This window comes from Bradyrhizobium sp. CCBAU 25360 (assembly GCF_028128695.1).
Lineage (GTDB): Bacteria > Pseudomonadota > Alphaproteobacteria > Rhizobiales > Xanthobacteraceae > Bradyrhizobium > Bradyrhizobium ottawaense.
On record NZ_LBJA01000044.1, the window covers coordinates 721,596 to 739,253 of the forward strand.

15 protein-coding genes are annotated in these 17,658 nt (G+C 65.1%); 5 read left to right on the plus strand and 10 right to left on the minus strand.

All coding sequences use genetic code 11. The features are described 5' to 3' along the window. Position 1: 1 nt before the first annotated feature. On the minus strand, positions 2-319 hold the full coding sequence (locus tag XH81_RS33600; protein ID WP_028145680.1) for a polyhydroxyalkanoic acid system family protein: 318 nt from the start codon (positions 317-319) through the stop codon (positions 2-4). A gap of 180 nt (positions 320-499) precedes the next feature. Here XH81_RS33600 and XH81_RS33605 point away from each other — a divergent pair, with 180 nt between their 5' ends. Next, positions 500-664, plus strand: a complete 165-nt coding sequence (locus XH81_RS33605; protein WP_018318514.1) for a DUF3309 family protein — start codon at positions 500-502, stop codon at positions 662-664. Positions 665-814: 150 nt separating this feature from the next. Here XH81_RS33605 and ligD read toward each other — a convergent pair whose 3' ends face one another. Further along, positions 815-3,499 carry a DNA ligase D gene (gene ligD, locus XH81_RS33610; RefSeq protein WP_028145681.1) on the minus strand — a complete coding sequence of 895 codons (2,685 nt, stop codon included), beginning with the start codon at positions 3,497-3,499 and terminating at the stop codon, positions 815-817. 118 nt (positions 3,500-3,617) lie between these two features. On the opposite strand from ligD, the gene ku reads away from it, so the two are divergent. Next, complete coding sequence (ku, locus tag XH81_RS33615; RefSeq protein ID WP_028145682.1) at positions 3,618-4,502, plus strand: non-homologous end joining protein Ku; 885 nt, start codon at positions 3,618-3,620, stop codon at positions 4,500-4,502. Between the two features lie 136 nt (positions 4,503-4,638). Here ku and XH81_RS33620 read toward each other — a convergent pair whose 3' ends face one another. Genes XH81_RS33620 through XH81_RS33650 form a run of 7 tightly spaced genes read right to left on the minus strand, consistent with a single transcriptional unit; the run spans position 4,639 to position 12,805 of the window. Continuing rightward, positions 4,639-5,328, minus strand: coding sequence for a response regulator (locus tag XH81_RS33620; protein ID WP_028145683.1), 690 nt, complete (start codon positions 5,326-5,328; stop codon positions 4,639-4,641). Continuing rightward, the gene (locus XH81_RS33625; RefSeq protein ID WP_028145684.1) at positions 5,325-8,048 is read right to left on the minus strand and encodes a sensor histidine kinase; all 2,724 of its coding nucleotides are present in this window, start codon (positions 8,046-8,048) and stop codon (positions 5,325-5,327) included. Before XH81_RS33625 ends, XH81_RS33620 begins: the two co-directional genes overlap by 4 nt. A 40-nt stretch (positions 8,049-8,088) precedes the next feature. Next, positions 8,089-8,694 (minus strand): K(+)-transporting ATPase subunit C, encoded by a 606-nt coding sequence (locus XH81_RS33630; protein ID WP_028145685.1) that lies wholly within the window; start codon positions 8,692-8,694, stop codon positions 8,089-8,091. Between the two features lie 56 nt (positions 8,695-8,750). Continuing rightward, positions 8,751-10,865, minus strand: coding sequence for a potassium-transporting ATPase subunit KdpB (gene kdpB / locus XH81_RS33635; RefSeq protein WP_028145686.1), 2,115 nt, complete (start codon positions 10,863-10,865; stop codon positions 8,751-8,753). Between the two features lie 18 nt (positions 10,866-10,883). Then, on the minus strand, positions 10,884-12,587 hold the full coding sequence (gene kdpA, locus XH81_RS33640; RefSeq protein ID WP_028145687.1) for a potassium-transporting ATPase subunit KdpA: 1,704 nt from the start codon (positions 12,585-12,587) through the stop codon (positions 10,884-10,886). Next, a complete protein-coding gene (locus XH81_RS33645) occupies positions 12,584-12,712 on the minus strand; it encodes a hypothetical protein (RefSeq protein ID WP_256379457.1) in 129 nt (42 codons plus the stop codon). Before XH81_RS33645 ends, kdpA begins: the two co-directional genes overlap by 4 nt. A gap of 3 nt (positions 12,713-12,715) precedes the next feature. Beyond that, complete coding sequence (locus XH81_RS33650; protein WP_018641117.1) at positions 12,716-12,805, minus strand: K(+)-transporting ATPase subunit F; 90 nt, start codon at positions 12,803-12,805, stop codon at positions 12,716-12,718. 600 nt (positions 12,806-13,405) lie between these two features. On the opposite strand from XH81_RS33650, the gene XH81_RS33655 reads away from it, so the two are divergent. The 3 genes from XH81_RS33655 to XH81_RS33665 all read left to right on the plus strand — a co-directional run bounded on the left by XH81_RS33655 (position 13,406) and on the right by XH81_RS33665 (position 16,367). Continuing rightward, on the plus strand, positions 13,406-13,873 hold the full coding sequence (locus XH81_RS33655; protein ID WP_028145688.1) for a hypothetical protein: 468 nt from the start codon (positions 13,406-13,408) through the stop codon (positions 13,871-13,873). A gap of 250 nt (positions 13,874-14,123) precedes the next feature. Then, complete coding sequence (gene upp / locus XH81_RS33660) at positions 14,124-14,759, plus strand: uracil phosphoribosyltransferase (RefSeq protein ID WP_028145689.1); 636 nt, start codon at positions 14,124-14,126, stop codon at positions 14,757-14,759. Positions 14,760-14,792: 33 nt separating this feature from the next. After that, complete coding sequence (locus XH81_RS33665; RefSeq protein WP_028145690.1) at positions 14,793-16,367, plus strand: AMP-binding protein; 1,575 nt, start codon at positions 14,793-14,795, stop codon at positions 16,365-16,367. Positions 16,368-16,400: 33 nt separating this feature from the next. Here XH81_RS33665 and XH81_RS33670 read toward each other — a convergent pair whose 3' ends face one another. After that, the gene (locus XH81_RS33670) at positions 16,401-17,567 is read right to left on the minus strand and encodes an acyl-CoA dehydrogenase family protein (protein WP_028145691.1); all 1,167 of its coding nucleotides are present in this window, start codon (positions 17,565-17,567) and stop codon (positions 16,401-16,403) included. Between the last annotated feature and the right edge of the window lie 91 nt (positions 17,568-17,658).

Here is a 17,658-nt window from a genome sequence, read left to right on the forward strand (position 1 = left end):
GCTACTTTCCGTCGTCCTTGGTCAGCAGCAACTGCCCGCGCTTCCTGATCGTGGCCTGCGCCATCTCGGCAAAGCGCTGCAACAGCCAGGGCAGCACCACCTGGACCTTGACATGGTCTTCGGCGACGTCGACCTGACCCGTCGCGATCTGCCCGAGCGCGCGAATGCGAAAGGCCATGCTGTCGCCGGTCCAGCGCTCCTCCTCGACCTGCATCACCGGAATGCTGGCTGCCGCCCGGCCGAGCCCGGTCTTGAGCCGGCGGACCGCCTCCTCGCGGCCGAGATGATGCGGAATTGAAACGACAAGCGGTGCTGACATGGCCCTGCCCTGTGATGATCGATCCTCACATAGTCATGCCGGACGACGCGGCAAAGGTTCCATGCAACTTGGACCTGTGGCCCTGTTTCAAAAACGGAACCTAAAACCCTGCGGCAAGTTGCCCTCGCACGAGGGGACAGGTGCAAACGACCCTTGCAACAAAGGGCTGAGGAGATTCGCATGTCAATCGGTACGATCATTCTGATCATTCTGGTCATCGCCCTGCTTGGCGGCTTCAGCGGCATCGGCGGCGGCCCGTTCTACGGCACCGGCTATTACGGCGGCGGCGGCCTCGGACTGGTCATCGTCATTCTGCTGATCCTGCTGCTGATGGGACGGATCTAGCGACCCAGCGAGGATTTCGTAGGGTGGGCAAAGGCGCTCTTGCGCCGTGCCCACCTTCCCTCACCGCAACAAGAAGGTGGTGGGCACGCTTCGCTTTTGCCCACCCTAGAGTGTCGCGGCTGGAGCGGGGACTGCGCCGTCTAATCCACCCTACTTCATCTTCTCCGCAAGCTTCTTGATCGCCGCCTTGATCGACGCGGCCGCACCGTCATAGCCCTCCCACGCCTTCGACCGCGGCAGCAGGCCCGGCACGGTCCGCAGCGTATAGCGCTTCGGATCGAGATCGCTCTTCACCTGCGCCCAGGTGACGGGCATCGAAACCGTGGCTCCGGCCCGCGCACGCGGCGACAGCGGGGCCACCGCCGTCGACATCCGGTCGTTACGGAGATAGTCGAGGAAGATCTTCCCCTTGCGTAGCTTCTTCGACATGTTGAGCAGATAGCGCTCTGGATCGTCGTCGGCCATCCACTGGCAGACGCCCTGCGCGAAGGCCTTGGCTTCCTTCCAGCTCACCTTGTCGCGCGCGCCGTGAAGCAGCGGCACCACCACGTGCAGGCCCTTGCCGCCCGTGGTCTTGCAGAAGCTCTCCATGCCGAGGTCTGTGAGCCGCTGACGCATGTCCTTGGCGGCCTCGACGACATCGGCGAACTCCACATCCGGCGCCGGATCGAGATCGAACACCAGCCGGCCCGGCGTATCGTAGGCATCAGGCGCGCAATTCCAGGGATGCAGCTCGACGCCGCCGATCTGCGCGACGGCGGCCAGCCCTTCGACGCGATCGATCTGCAAATACGGCTTGCGATCGCCCGAGACCTTGGCCAGCTCGAGCAAATTCGAGGTGCCCTGCATGGCATGACGCTGGAAGAACGTCTCGCCGCCGATGCCGTCGGGCGCACGCACGATCGAGCACGGCCGCCCTTTCAGATGTTCGATCATCCAGGCGCCGACCGCCTCGAAATAGCGCGCGAGATCCAGCTTCGTCACGCCCTCGCCGTCACCGCCGTCGGGCCACAGCTCCTTGTCCGGCTTGGAGATGACGACGCCCATCACCTCGGCGGTGCCGGTGTCCTTCGATCGCTTGGCTGTCTTCGCCGCGCGCTTGCGGGGCGTGGGCTCGGCGAGCTCGGTGTCGACAGGCGTCTCCGCCTCGACTTCCTCGGCGGGCTTGTCCTGCCGCAGGCCCTTGAACGCGGCCTGGCGGATATTGCCGTCGGCGGTGAAGCCGGCGAACTCGATCTCGGCGACGAGTTCCGGCTTCAGCCAGTGCACCTCGCGGCTCTTCTTCGGCGCGTTCTTGCCGCCGAAGGGGCTCTCCTTGGCCTCCATGGCCTTCAGGGACGGCATGATGCGCTTGACCTTGTCCGCGCCGAAGCCGGTGCCGACCATGCCGACGAAGACAAGATGATCGCCGCGATGCACGCCGGCCATCAGCGAACGGAATTTGCCGTTGGTGGTCTTGTAGCCGCCGATCACGACCTCATGGCCAGCACGGCACTTTGCCTTGGTCCAACTCTCGGTGCGGCCGGAGCGATAGGGCGCCTCCAGCTTCTTTGACACCACGCCCTCCAGCTCGAGCTTGCAGGCCGATTGCAGCACCGCATCGCCGCCGCTCTCGAAATGCTCGACATAGCGGATCTGAGCCGATTTCCGCCTGCGCGCTCCCAGCAGCTGTTTCAGCCGCGCCTTGCGCTCGCCGAGCGGCAGACGCCGAAAATCGAGATCCTCCGCGAACAGGAGGTCAAAGGCAAAGAAGATCAGCTCTTCAGTCTTGCCGTCCGACAGCGCGGCCTGGAGCGAGGAGAAATTCGGCGCACCGTCGTGATCGAGCGCCACGATCTCCCCGTCGATCATCACGTCCGGCAGCGCAGCCGCCTCGTTCGCGATCGAGGCGAACTTGTCGGTCCAGTCGAGGCCCTTGCGCGTCTTCAGCGTCGCCTTGCCGTCCTCGACCCGGAGCTGCACGCGGTAGCCGTCGAATTTGATCTCGTGGCACCAGCCCTCGCCACCCGGCGGCCGCTCGACCGACGTGCAGAGCTGCGGCGGCACGAAGTCCGGCATCTCGGTGACCTTCTTGCCACTGATGGCAGTTGTGGCCTTCTTCGCCGCCCCGCTCTTAGAGATCTTGCCGCCCTTCAATGCCGTACGTGGCGCCGGCTTGACCGTTTGCCCTTTCGCTTCCTCGGCCCGGTTGGATTGCCAGACCGCGTCGGCCTTGGTCTTGGCACCCTTGGCCAGCATGAACGGTTTTGGCGCGCGCCCCTTGCCCTCGGCGATCTGCTCCATCGCACGGCCGGAGGCGACCGATTTGTCCTCGTCGAGAATGTCGTTCTTGGCCCCTTCGCGGACGAATTCGTCGCGGTGCTTGATCAAGAGCCAGTTGGTGCGCTTGCCGCCGGTACGGTCGTTGCGCATGCGCACAAGGACCCAGCTTCCCTGCAGCTTGTCCCCATGCAGGGTGAACTTCAGATCGCCCTTCTTGAAGCCGCGTTCGGGATCTTCCGACTCCCAGGTGCCGCGATCCCACAGCATCACCGTGCCGCCGCCGTACTGCCCTTCCGGAATCGTGCCTTCGAAATCGCCATAGTCGAGCGGATGGTCCTCGACCTCGACCGCCAGCCGCTTGTCGTGCGGATCGAGCGAGGGACCCTTGGTCACCGCCCAGGACTTGAACACGCCGTCGAATTCGAGCCTGAGATCATAATGCAGCCGGCTCGCATCGTGCTTCTGGATCACGAAGCGCCGCTGCTTCGACGGCGTCACCGCCGTCTTGCCCGACGGCTCCGGTGTCTTCTCGAAATCACGCTTCTGTCGGTAAGTGGAGAGTTTTTGCAGCACGACCGGTCCCGCTTCTCTTTCGGGGATTCAAGCCTATCACGGCCAAAGTCCCATCCGGAACCAAAACCCCGCGGGGCGGTTGGGGTTCCAAAACGCCTTGAAAACGCTGGAGAATGGAATGGCCCCGCGCGCCTATTGGAAGGGAACGTTGAAGCTCTCGCTGGTCAGCTGCCCGGTCGTGCTTTATCCGGCGACCACGGCGGCCGAGAAGACGCGGTTTCATCTGATCAATCGCGAGACCGGCAACCGGCTCAAGCAGCAGATGATCGATGCCGAGACCGGCGATGTCGTCGAGAGCGACCAGAAGGGCCGCGGCTACGAGCTGCGCAAGGGCAAATATGTCGAGATCGAGCCGGAGGAGCTCGAGGCGGTCCAGATCGAGAGCAACCATACCATCGACATCGAGAGCTTCGTGCCGAGCGATGAGATCGACCAGCGTTACCTCAACCATCCCTATTATCTTGCACCCGACGGCAAGGCCGCGGTCGATGCCTTTGCGGTGATCCGCGACGCCATGAAGGACCAGGAGCGCGTGGCGCTCGCCAAGATCGTGCTCACCAACCGCGAACACATCATGGCGATCGAACCGCTCGGCAAGGGCCTGCTCGGCACCACGCTGCGCTTTCCTTACGAGCTGCGCGACGAGGACCAGTTCTTCGAAGACATCAAGAGCCCGAAGATCACCAAGGACATGGTCGAGCTCGCGGGCCACATTCTCCAGACCAAGGCCGCCCATTTCGACCCCGGCAAGTTCAAGGACGAGTACGAGAACGCGCTGAAGGCGCTGGTGAAACGCAAGGCCAGCGGCAAGAAGATCGAGCTGCCGGAGCCCGAGGAGCGCCCCAGCAACGTGGTCAGCCTGATGGATGCGCTGAAGCAGAGCCTGAAAGGACGTGGCGGCAAGAAGACGGCCGCGAAGTCGCATGCGCGGCGGGCAACTGGACGGCAGCGGGCCGCGAAGAAGACGCATCGGTCCACGGCGCGACATCGGAAGGCGGGTTGAGGGGATCGCTCGCCCGGCACTCGATATCGTAGGGTGGGCAAAGCGGAGCGTGCCCACCACCTTTATCAAAATCGCGAGAATGGTGGGCACGGCGCTTTGCGCCTTTGCCCACCCTACGGGCTGTCGAAGTCGGAGCCTAGTCCCCCGCCTTCAACCGGTACCCGATCCCCGTCTCGGTCAGCACAAATTGCGGCCGCTCCGGGTCGGCTTCGATCTTCTGGCGGAGCTGGCGGACATAGACGCGTAAGTATTGCGCGTCGGTCAATTCGTCCCAGAGCTCCCTCAGCAGGAAGCGGTGGGTGAGCACCTTGCCGGCGTGCTGCACCAGCACGCGCAGGAGGTCGTATTCCTTCGGCGACAGCTTCACCTCGCGCTCGCCGACCTTGACGATGCGGCGCACGAGATCGACCGAGAGATCACCGCTGCGAAACACCGGGCGTTCGCCCTGGACCTGGAGCTGGTGCCGCAGCGCCGCGCGCAGGCGGGCCAGGAGCTCGTCCATGCCGAACGGCTTGGTCAGATAATCGTCGGCGCCGAGATCGAGCGCCTGTACCTTGCCGGCTTCGTCGCCACGGCTCGACAACACCACGATCGGCACGCCTTCGTTACGTGCGCGGATAGTGCGCAGCAGCTCGTGTCCCTGCACGTCGGGCAGACCGAGATCGAGGATGATCAGCGCCGGCTCCTCGACGAGTTTCTCCAGTGCGATCTTGCCGTTCGACGCTTCCAGGATCTCATAGCCTTGCGTCGTCAGCCCCATCCGCAGCAATTTGCGGATCGGCGGCTCGTCGTCGATGACCAGGACCTTGATCGGGGCAGCGCTCATGCGGCGGTATCCAATGCGCGGCTCTCTGCCGGAACGGGAAGACGGATGGTGAGGACAGCGCCACTGCGGTCGCTGCGGTTGGCGGCCGAGATCGTGCCCCGCATCGCCTCGACGAAGCCGCGCGAGATGGCGAGCCCGAGCCCCGTGCCGGGACGGACGTGATCGCCTTTCTGAACGCGGTAGAACTTGTCGAACACGCTCTCGAGCTCATCAGGCGGGATGCCGGCCCCCTCGTCCGCGATCTCGAGCACGACATGATCGCTGTCACGCCGGCTGCGGATCGAGATTGTGGTCTCGGGTGGCGAATATCTCGCAGCGTTGTCGAGCAGGTTGAACAGCACCTGCTCGAACAGCACCGCATCGAGCTGCAGCATCGGCAGATCGGCGGCCAGCACCAGCTCGACCTCGTGTGCGGTGAGAATCTTGGCTGCACGCCGCAGCGCGCTGCCGACGATCTCACTGAGATCGTGCAGCGCCGCGTTGGGCACGACGGCACCCGACTCGAGCTTGGTCATGTCGAGCAGATTGGCGATGAAGCGGTTCAGCCGCTCGGATTCGTCGATCACGGTCGCGAGCAGGTCGCGCTTTTCGGTGTCGGAAAGCGCGCCGGCGAGATCGCGCATGGTCGAGGCCGCCCCGAGCACCGAGGCGAGCGGCGTCTTCAAATCGTGCGAGATCGAGGTCAGGAGCGCCGAGCGCAGCCGCTCGGATTCGACGGTGCGCTTGACGCGGTCCATGTCCTCGACCAGCAGCACGCGCTCGATCGCGAGCGCGCCCTGGTCGACCAGCGCATCGAGCAGGCGGCGCTGGTCCGGCGTCAGCAGCGGACCGGTGCGGTCGTCGTCAATGCCGATCACCCCGATCGGGCCGCGCCCGGTGCGCATCGGCAGGAACAGCCGTTTTGCACCCGGCAGCGTGTCCGAGCCGCGGCCGGCGGGGCGGTCGTTGCTCCAGGCCCAGTTGGCGGCGGCGAGATCGGCCTGATCGAGCTCGTCCTCGGGCGGATAGCCGGATTTCACCGTGAGCAGACCTGCTTCCGGCAGCAGCAAAACCACCCGGACTTTCAGCATCAACGCGATCTGGTAGGCCGTCGCCCACAGCACGTCGTCGAGCGTTGCGGTGCCGGCGAGCTTGCGGCTGAAGGCGTAGAGCTGCTCGCTCATCCTGATCCGGCCGATGGCGGCATCGGCCTGGGTGCGCACGCGCGCCGCAACATTGGAGACGAGCATGGCCACCACCATGAACAAAAAGAACGCGGCGACGTTGGTCGGATCGGTGATCGTGAAGGTGTAGATCGGCGGGATGAAGAAGAAATTGTAGCAGAGTGACGCCGCTACCGTCGCCAGCAGGGACGGCCACAGGCCATAGCGCAGGGCAACTGCCACGACCGAGGTCAGCAGCACGAGATCGACGTTTTCGATGCCGAAATAGGGCTGGATCAACTTGGCGGCACCAAGACCGATCAGCACAACCCCGAGTGCCTTGAGATAGGGCAGCGGATCGAACGGCTCGGATCGCGCAGCGGTCTGTACCGCCGTCTTGGGCACGTCTTCGGTCGGAAGCTCGTCGCCGGGGATGACGTGAACGCTGATATTGCCCGCGCGGCGAACCAGATCATGGACGACGGAGCCGCGTGTCATCTCGAACCAGCGCGAGCGGGTCGACTTGCCGATCACGATCTGGGTGACGTTGTTGCCTTGCGCGAAATTGACGACGTCATCGGCGATGCGGCGACCGACCGCCGGAATGGTCAACGCCTCGCCGCCGAGCGATTCCGCGAGCCGCAGCGTATCGGCCAGCCGGTCGCGCTGCTCATCGGACAATTGCAGCGATCGCCGCGTCTCGATCGAAACCGCGGTGAAAGGGGCATGCAGCCGGTCCGCCAGCCGCTTGGTGTAGCGGACGAGACCGGCGGCGCGCGGATCCTCGCTGACGCAGACGAGAATGCGCTCGCCGACGGCCCAGGGCCCGGGAATCGCATTGGCCTGCATGTGATTGAGGAGCTGCTCGTCGACCCGCTCCGCCGTGCGGCGCAAAGCGAGCTCGCGCAACGCCGTCAGGTTCCCCGGCGAGAAATAATGCTCCAGCGCACGCTCGGCCTGCTTGGGCACATAGACCTTGCCCTCCTTCAGGCGCTGGATCAAATCGTCGGGCGTGAGGTCGATCAGCTCGATCGCGTCGGCGCGATCGAACACCGAGTCCGGCACGGTCTCGCGTACCCTGACATGGGTGATCTGGGCGACGACGTCGTTCAGGCTCTCGATGTGCTGGATGTTGACGGCGGTGTAGACGTCGATGCCGTGGGACAGCAATTCCTCGACGTCGAGATAGCGCTTGGGATGGCGGCAAAGGGGCGCATTGGTGTGGGCGAGTTCGTCGACCAACGCGATCTGCGGCCGGCGCGCGATCACCGCATCGAGATCCATCTCCTCGACGATCTGCCCGCGATAGTCCAGCCGCTTGCGCGGGACCACTTCGAGACCGCGCACCAGCGCCTCGGTCTCGGCGCGGCCGTGGGTCTCGACGAAACCGACCACGACGTCGATGCCGGCCTTGCGCTTGGCGTGGGCACTTTGCAACATCTCATAGGTCTTGCCGACGCCGGGAGCGGCGCCGACGAAAACCTTCAGCTTGCCGCTCGCGCTCCCTTCCCGCCGCGCCGCTTCCAGCAGCGCCTCGGGCGACGGACGTTGTTCGGGATCGCGGCGCTCTCGGACCATTTTGCCAATATAATCATCTGCGTGACGCGAGCCTAGACCGCTACCTGGCGGCGGCGCGATCCAGCGAGAGATTCAGTGCCAGAACGTTAACCCTGGGTTCGCCAATCAGACCGAACAAGCGGCCTTCGGTATTGGCGGTCACGATCTGCTTGACCTGATCCTCCGGCATATTCCGCGCCCTGGCCACGCGCGGCACCTGGAATTGCGCCGCTTCCGGCGAGATATCAGGATCGAGGCCGCTGGCGGAGGTTGTCACCAGGTCGACCGGCACGGCAGCGTTCGGATTCTCAGCCTTGAGCTTGTCTACATCTTCCCTGAGCCGGTCGGCCAGCGCCTTGCTGGTCGGGCCGAGGTTGGAGCCACCGGAATTGGCGGCGTTGTACGGCGCCGGCACCGTCTTGGTCGGATCGTTCGGGTCGGGCGCCACCGTCGCCGAGAGACGGCCGTGGAAGTATCTGTTGTCCCTGAACTCCTGCCCGATCAGGGCGGAGCCGATCACCTTGCCGTCCTTCTCGAGCAGGCTGCCTTGAGCCTGCGCCGGGAAGAGCGCGCCGGCGATGGCCGTCATCGCCAGCGGATAGGCAAGGCCGGTGATGGCGGTGAGCACCAGCAAGAGGACGATGGCGGGGCGGATTTCTCTGAGCATGTTGGTCTCCTAAGTCTTCGTCATGGCGCGCGGCGCCTTGCGCCGCGCGGGGACGGTCAAGCCAGGTGTAAAGCAACGACGACGAGGTCGATCGCCTTGATACCGATGAAGGGAATGACGATGCCGCCGAGGCCGTAGATCAAGAGGTTGCGCCGGAGCAGCGCGCCGGCACCGACGGCGCGATAGGCGACGCCCTTCAGCGCGAGCGGGATCAGCGCAATGATGATCAACGCGTTGAAGATGATCGCCGACAGGATGGCGCTCTGCGGGCTCGACAGGTTCATGACGTTGAGGACGTTGAGCTGGGGGTAGAACGCCAGGAACATCGCCGGGATGATCGCAAAGTATTTTGCGACGTCGTTGGCGATCGAGAACGTCGTCAGCGCGCCGCGCGTCATCAGGAGCTGCTTGCCGATCTCGACGACCTCGATCAGCTTGGTCGGGTTGGAATCGAGGTCGACCATGTTGCCGGCTTCGCGGGCGGCTTGCGTGCCCGTGTTCATGGCGACACCGACGTCCGCCTGCGCAAGCGCCGGCGCATCGTTGGTGCCGTCGCCGCACATCGCAACCAGCTTGCCCTTGGCCTGCTCGTTGCGGATCAGCTTGAGCTTGTCCTCGGGGGTTGCCTGCGCCAGGAAGTCGTCGACCCCTGCCTCCGCTGCGATGGCAGCCGCCGTCATCGGGTTGTCGCCGGTGATCATGATGGTGCGAATGCCCATGCGGCGCAGCTCGGCAAAACGCTCGCGGATACCGCCTTTGACGATGTCCTTGAGCTGGATGATTCCGAGCAGCTTGCCGTCCCTCGCGACCGCCAGCGGCGTGCCGCCGGCCTTGGCGATCTCATCCGCGATGGTCTGTATCTCGCGGCCGATCTCAGAGAGCCCGCTGGGCTGAATGGCGCGCGCCGCGTTGCCCGAAGCAACCGCCAGCTGCGCGCCGCCGCCGACATAGTTGAGCATCGCATCGACCGCGCCTTTGCGCACCGACGAGCCGCCGGCATCGACGCCGCTCATGCGGGTCTGCGCCGTGAACGGAATGAAGGTGGCGCCGAGCTCCGCCATGTCGCGGCCGCGGATGCCGTATTTCTCCTTCGCCAGCACCACGATGGAGCGGCCTTCCGGCGTCTCGTCGGCGAGGGAAGCGAGCTGGGCTGCGTCGGCGAGCTCCTGCTCGGTCACGCCGCGCACCGGGCGAAACGCCGTCGCCTGCCGGTTGCCGAGCGTGATGGTGCCGGTCTTGTCCAGCAGCAGCGTGTCGACATCGCCGGCGGCCTCGACGGCGCGACCGGACATCGCCAGCACGTTGAAGCGCACCAGGCGGTCCATGCCGGCGATGCCGATCGCCGACAGCAGTGCGCCGATCGTGGTCGGGATCAGCGTCACGAACAGCGCGACCAGCACGATCACCGAGATCGAGCCGCCGGCATAGGCCGCATAGCTCGGAATGGTCACGGTTGCGAACACGAAGATGATGGTGAGACCGGCGAGCAGGATATTGAGCGCGATCTCGTTCGGCGTCTTCTGCCGCTCGGCGCCTTCGACCAGCTTGATCATGCGGTCGATGAAGGTCGAGCCTTGCGCCGCCGTGATGCGGACACGGATCCAGTCGGACAGCACCTGCGTGCCGCCGGTCACCGCGGAACGGTCGCCGCCGGATTCGCGGATGACGGGCGCGGACTCTCCGGTGATGGCGGCCTCGTTCACGGACGCGACGCCCTCGATCACCTCGCCGTCGGAGGGAATGGTGTCGCCGGCCTCGACCAGCACGATGTCGCCGACCTTGAGGCTGGTCCCCGGCACGAGATTGAAGTCCTGGCCGGCGCCGGTCAGCAGCTTGGCCTGGCTCTCGGTGCGGGTCTTGCGCAACGATTCAGCCTGCGCCTTGCCGCGGCCTTCGGCCACCGCTTCGGCGAAATTGGCGAACAGCACCGTGAACCAGAGCCAGACGATGATCTGGAAGGTGAAGCCGAGGCCAGCGCCGCCCGCGACGACGTCGCGCAGGAAGATCACCGTCGTCAGCGCGGCCACGACCTCGACCACGAACATCACGGGGTTCTTGACCATCAGCCGCGGATCGAGCTTGGTGAAGGAGGCGCGGATCGCCGGCAGCACGATCTTCGGATCGAGCATTGCCGAGACGGCAGCACGCTTTTGCAGTTTCATCGTATCCATGGAGGTCACTCCAGACAATCAGAAGAGGTTGCCAGCGTTCATCGCCAGATGCTCGACGATCGGGCCGAGCGCGAGTGCCGGGAAGAAGGTCAGGCCGCCGATGATCAGGATCACGCCGACGACGAGGCCGACGAACAGCCCGCCCGTGGTCGGGAAGGTGCCTGCCGACGGCGGGATGGATTTCTTGGCGGCCAGCGAGCCCGCAATCGCCATCGCCGGGACGATCATGAAGAAGCGGCCGACGAACATCGCGCTTGCCAGCGTGAGGTTGTAGAACAGCGTGTTGCCGGTGAGGCCCGCGAAGGCCGAGCCGTTGTTGCCGGTCGCCGAGGTGAAGGCATAGAGCACCTCGGTGAAGCCGTGTGGGCCGGCATTGGCCATCGAGGCGACCGCCGCCGGATAGACCACGCCGACCGCGGTCCAGCCGAGATACATCAGCGGCAGCACCAGGATCGCGAGCATCGCCATCTTGACCTCGCGTGCCTCGATCTTCTTGCCGACATATTCCGGCGTGCGGCCGACCATCAGCCCCGCCACGAAGATCGCGAGCACGACGAACAGCAGCATGCCATAGAGGCCGGCGCCGACGCCGCCGATGATGATCTCACCGAGCTGCATGTTGATCAGCGGGATCATGCCGCCGAGCGCGGTGAAGCTGTCATGCATGGCGTTGACCGCGCCGCACGAAGCGGCCGTGGTGACGACGGCGAACAGCGAGGACGCGACGATGCCGAAGCGAACCTCCTTGCCCTCCATGTTGCCGCCGGTCAGGCCCAGCGCATGCATGGTCGAGGTGCCATTGGCCTCCGCCCAATAGGTGATGGCGACGCCTGCGACGAACAGCACGCCCATCACGGACAGGATCGCCCAGCCCTGGCGCTGGTTGCCGACCATGCCGCCGAACACGTTGGTCATCGCGGCGCCGAGCGCGAAGATCGACAGCATCTGCACGAAATTCGACAGCGCGGTCGGATTCTCGAACGGGTGCGCGGCGTTGGCGTTGAAGAAGCCGCCGCCATTGGTGCCGAGCATTTTGATCGCCACCTGGGAAGCGACCGGGCCGACCGCAATGGTCTGCCTGGCGCCTTCGAGCGTGGTCGCCTCGATATATGGGCCGAGCGTCTGCGGCATGCCCTGCCAGACCAGGAACAGCGCGTAGACGACGCAGATCGGCAGCAGCACGTAGAGCGTGCAGCGGGTCACGTCGACCCAGAAATTGCCGACCGTGCGCATTGAGGCGCGCGAGAAGCCGCGGATCAGGGCCATCGCCAGCGCGATGCCGGTTGCCGCCGACAGGAAGTTCTGATGCGTCAGGGCGAGCATCTGGACGAGATAGGACAGCGTGCTCTCGCCGCCGTAGTTCTGCCAGTTGGTGTTGGTGATGAAGGAGACCGCGGTGTTGAAGGAAAGATCCTCAGCGACCGCGCCCTGTCCGGCCGGATTGAAGGGCAGCACGGCCTGAAGCCGCATCACGCCGTAGATGATGAGGAAGCCGCCGACATGGAACAGCAGCATGGCGACCGTGTAGGTCAGCCAATGCTGCTCGCGCTTCTCGTCGACGCCGGAGATCCAGTACACGCCGGCCTCGATCGGGCGCAGCACTGGCGACAGGAACGTCCGCTCACCGTTGAATACGCGCGTCATGTACCAGCCGAGCGGCTTGGTCAGCGCAACAATAATGGCGCAGAACAGAATGATCTGGAGCCAACCGATCACAGTCATGGAATCAACCCTTCAGGCTTGGTGCAATCCTTCAGACTTTTTGCCCGCAACAGCGGCAGGAGCACCGTCAGCAGGCAGGCGACGAGCACCGCGTCCGCCAGCAGCAATTCGACGAGCAGCAGCACGGGTCAGAACCGCTCGGGCCGCAGCAGCGCATAGGTGAGGTAGACCAGCAGACCGAACGAGACGGCACCGGCGAGCGCATAATCGAAGATCATGGTTTGCTCCGTCACAGCCGTTCGCAGGCGTAGGTGTAGCCGATCGCGAGGGCGAAGAAGACGAAGCCCAGCGCCAGCATCAGGATGTCCATCATGGCGATACTCCTCATTGCGCCGTAAGATCCGGCGCAACTTTCTCACGGTGACCCGGCGGCTCGCGCCGGAAATGGAACGCATTTCCACGGGCGACAGTCGGGATTCTCGACCGTGCTGAAGTGCCACCCCGGACATAGGTTTTCGAGATGAGGGCTATGGCGAAGATATAGGAATCTCATAAAGGCCGGCGCGGGCCGAGATCGGAAGACAACCCCCGTAGTCCCGGACAAGCGCAGCGCAGATCCGGGATCCATAGCCACAGGGAGAGGTTGGGCGAGGACTCGGAGTGACCTGATTTGCGCCTCAGCTACTGCCTGTGGTTATGGATCCCCGCGTGCGCGGGGATGACAGCGGGGAATGGGGCGATTGCGCCCCTCGCCCACCCACGCGCCACTTATGAAATCCCTATATCTCCCCCCGCTTCCCCATCTCGTTTTCAAATGCACTGCCCGCCATCCTGGCAAGGCCGGCCGACTGACCGACGCCAATTCCAGGAGGCCTGACATGACCGCCGCTCTTGGACGCCTCGACCCACCTTTCCTCAGCCAGCAGCTTCGCGCGGCACCGGCGATGACCCGACCGCTGATGCTCGACATCATCGCGCACGCCTGCCGGCGTGTCCCCACGCTCGGCCAAGGCGAACGCCCCGCACGCATCATGCGCCTGATCGACGTCGAGGCCTGGGCCGATGCGGTGCTGGCGCTGATCGAGCTCGAGCTGCCGATGTGGCAGGTCCGCCGCATCGCCTATGACGAGGGCGAGTGGCATTGCGCACTGTCGCGCGCCCGTGAGCTGCCGGACTGGCTGGACGCCGCGGTCGAGGCGCGCCATTCCGACCTCGCGCTGGCTCTGCTGTCGGCCCTCGTCGAGGTCCGGGCATTGGCCGCGGACGTGCCGCGGCCGAGCGTTCCTTCCGTTCGTCCTGTGCTGGATCCGCTTTACGAGCCGCTCGCTTGCGACAATTGCGGCTAGGCAGCCTGACGGAAGGATCCTGGAAAATGCCGGTGCTGACAGATGGCTTTGAACAACCGCTGCACTCATCCTTGTCGCACGCAGGCTCGGCGTCTAGCTCCTCCGCTCCAACCGCGAACTGACCATGGCTGCCTATGCCGCGAGCAACCCGGCCCGCAGCGCGGTGGCGATGCCCGGTTGACGCCGCCTGTCCGGCGGAAAAAGCCGGGCCGATCTGGCGCAATTCTAGGGAAACGTGTAGAGCGGTTTCATGAGCACTGGCAATGTCAACATCGTCGCCCACCCCCTGGTCCAGCACAAGCTCTCGCTGATGCGGGAGAAGGATCGCTCGACCAAGAGCTTTCGCGAGATCCTGAACGAGATCGGGATGCTGCTTGGCTATGAGGTGACCCGGGATTTGCCGCTGGAGCTGGTCGAGATCGAGACGCCGATCGCGCCGATGCGGGCGCCCAAGATCGCCGGCAAGAAGCTCACGCTGGCGCCGATCCTGCGCGCCGGCGTCGGCTTCCTCGACGGCATGCTGGCGCTGATGCCATCGGCGCGCATCGCCCATATCGGGCTCTACCGCGACCCCGAGACGTTGCAAGCCGTGGAATATTACTTCAAGGCGCCGCAGGACCTGTCGGATCGCACCGTGATCCTGATGGATCCGATGCTGGCGACCGGCAACTCGGCCTGCGCCGGCGCCTCTCTGCTCAAGGCCCGCGGCGCCCGCGACATCCGCTTCGTGTGCCTCCTGGCCGCGCCCGAGGGCATCGCGCAATTCCAGGGCGAGCATCCTGACGTGCCGATCTGGACCGCCGCGATCGACGAGCGGCTCAACGACCACGGCTACATCGTGCCGGGCCTGGGCGATGCCGGCGACCGGATGTTCGGCACCAAGTAGACAGGTTGGCGCGATCGGGTTACTCCCCTTGCCATGAGTGCCAACGCGTTTTCACTGCAATCGCTGATCCGGACCGAGGCCGCCGCCGATACCGCCTTCGTATTCGACGGCACGCGGGTCTCGCGCGCTGAGTTCTCCGAAAGGATAGAGCAGACCGCGGCCTGGCTTGCGGCGCAAGGCATCGGCAAGGGCGACGTGATCGCGGTCTGGCTGGTCAACCGGATCGAATGGATCGCGCTGCTGTTCGCCGCCGCCCGCCTTGGCGCGATCGTCGCGGCCGTCAATACCCGCTATCGCAGCGCGGAAGTCGCGCATCTGCTTCGTTTGTCCGGCGCCAGGCTGATGGTGGTCGAAGCCGCATTCCGCTCGGTGGATTTTGCCGCGATCCTCGCCGACATCGCCAAGGACGAAGTGCCGGCGCTGCAGCGGCTTGCGGTGGTCGGCGCGGACGCGATCAAGGCCAATTGGCCCTGTGTCCGCTTCGACGCTTTCGAAAAGCCCTATCCGGCCGCCTCTCCGATACGGGACGACGTCGATCTGCCGGTGCTGCTCTACACGACATCGGGCACCACCAAGGGCCCGAAGCTCGTCGCGCATTCGCAGCGCACGCTGGCGGGCCACGCCGTCTCTGTCGCCAAGGCGCTTCGGCTTGATCCGCAGCGTCATTCGCTGCTGGCCATGCTTCCGTTCTGCGGCACGTTCGGCATGACGAGCCTGCTCGGCTTCGTCGCGGCGGGCGCGACCGTCCATGTGCTCGACGCCTTCGAGGCGGCACCGGCACTGGAGATCCTCAGCACGCAGGGGATCACGCACGCCTTCGGCTCCGACGAGATGTTCCGGCGCATTGTCGCCCTCAGCGGTACGCCACGCCCATTCCCGCATCTCGAACTCTGCGGCTTCGCCGCGTTCCAGCCTGGCTGGCGCGAGCTTGCCGCGGAGGCCGAGGCGCGCGGCCTGCCGCTGTTCGGCCTCTACGGGTCGAGCGAGGTTCAGGCCCTATTCTCGATCGCCCGCACCAGCGACACCTTTTCCGACCGCATCGAGGGCGGCGGCTGGCCGATGTCACCCGAGGCAAGCGTGCGCGTGCGCGACACCGAGACCGGCGAACTTGCGGCCGAAGGCGTTTCCGGCGAGATCGAGATCAGCGCGCCGTCACGTTTCCTCGGCTATTTCAACAATCCGGATGCGACGCGCGATGCGATCACCGCGGACGGGTTCTTCCGCACCGGCGACATCGGCCGGCTGCGCGGCGACGGTTCCTTCGTCTACGAGACCCGCGCGGGCGACGCCATGCGGCTCGGCGGCTTCCTCGTCGCGCCCGGCGAGATCGAGGACGAGCTCAAATCATGTGCCGGCGTGGCTGATGCCCAGGTGGTTGCAGTCGACCTCAAGGGTCAGGCGCGCTGCGTCGCCTTCGTGATCCCGGCAAAGGAGCCGCCAATGCAGGAGACGCTGGTCGCGCGCCTGCGCGAGCGGCTCGCCGGCTACAAGGTGCCGGCGCGAATCTATCTCGTAGACGCCTTCCCCGTCACCGACAGCGCCAACGGCGTGAAGATCCAGCGCGCCCGGCTACGCGCCATGGCGATGGAGCGCATCGCCGCCGAATAGGCGGGCCTATTTGGTTTGCGCCACAAGGCTCGTTCAGTACGACTTCGCGAGCCCCAGCACCTTCTCCGCGATGAAGCTGAGCGCGAGCTGCGGGCTGACCGGCGCGATGCGCGGGATCAGGACCTCGCGCAAATAGCGCTCGACGTGGAATTCCTTGGCGTAGCCGAAGCCGCCATGGGTCATCACCGCCTGCTCGCAGGCCGAGAAGCCGGCTTCGCCCGCCAGATACTTTGCGGCATTGGCCGCAGCGCCGCACGGCATGCCCTTGTCGTATTGCCAGGCCGCCGACATCACCATCAGCCACGCCGCCTCGAGCTCGACCCAGTTCACCGCGAGCGGATGCTGGATGCCCTGGTTCTTGCCGATCGGCCGGTTGAACACCACGCGCGTCTTGGCATATTCCGTGGCCCGCGCCAGAGCCAGCTTGCCAAGGCCGACCGCCTCCGCCGCGATCAGGATACGCTCGGGGTTCATGCCTTCGAGAATGTACTGGAAGCCCTTGCCTTCCTCGCCGATGCGATCCTCCATCGGAATTTCAAAGTCCTCGAAGAACAGCTCGTTGGAATCGACGATCTTGCGGCCCATCTTCTCGATCTCGTGGACCTTGATCCTGGTGCGGTCGAAATCGGTGTAGAACAGGCTGAGGCCATGGGTCGGCGAGCGCACCTCCTCCAGCGGCGTGGTGCGGGCCAGTAGCAGGATCTTGTGCGCGACCTGCGCGGTCGAGATCCACACCTTCTGGCCGTTGACGATGTAACGGTCGTTCTTGGCGACCGCGCGGGTCTTGAGCTGCGTGGTGTTGAGGCCGGTGTTGGGCTCGGTGACGGCGAAGCAGGCCTTCTCACGGCCCTCCACCATCGGCGGCAGCATGCGCCTGCGCTGCTCCTCGGTGCCGAACACGACGACGGGATTGAGGCCGAACACGTTGATGTGCACGGCGGATGCGCCGGACATGCCGGCGCCGGATTCGGCGATGGTGCGCATCATGATCGCAGCTTCGGTGATGCCGAGCCCCGAGCCGCCATATTCCTCCGGCACGCAGATGCCGAGCCAGCCGGTGTCGGCAAGTGCTTTATGAAAATCGTGCGGGAAGCCGCCGTCATGATCCTTCTTCAGCCAGTAGGCATCCGGAAAGCCTTCGCAGATCTTGGCGATGGCATCGCGAATCGCTTCCTGCTGATCGGTGAGCGCGAAATCCATGGTCTTGATCTCCTTGTCGGGAGCCGCGACCGCGCCATCTCCCGTCTCTTCGCGTTCCCCGCTCGAAGGCCGCGGCCGCTTGCTTCGCGCC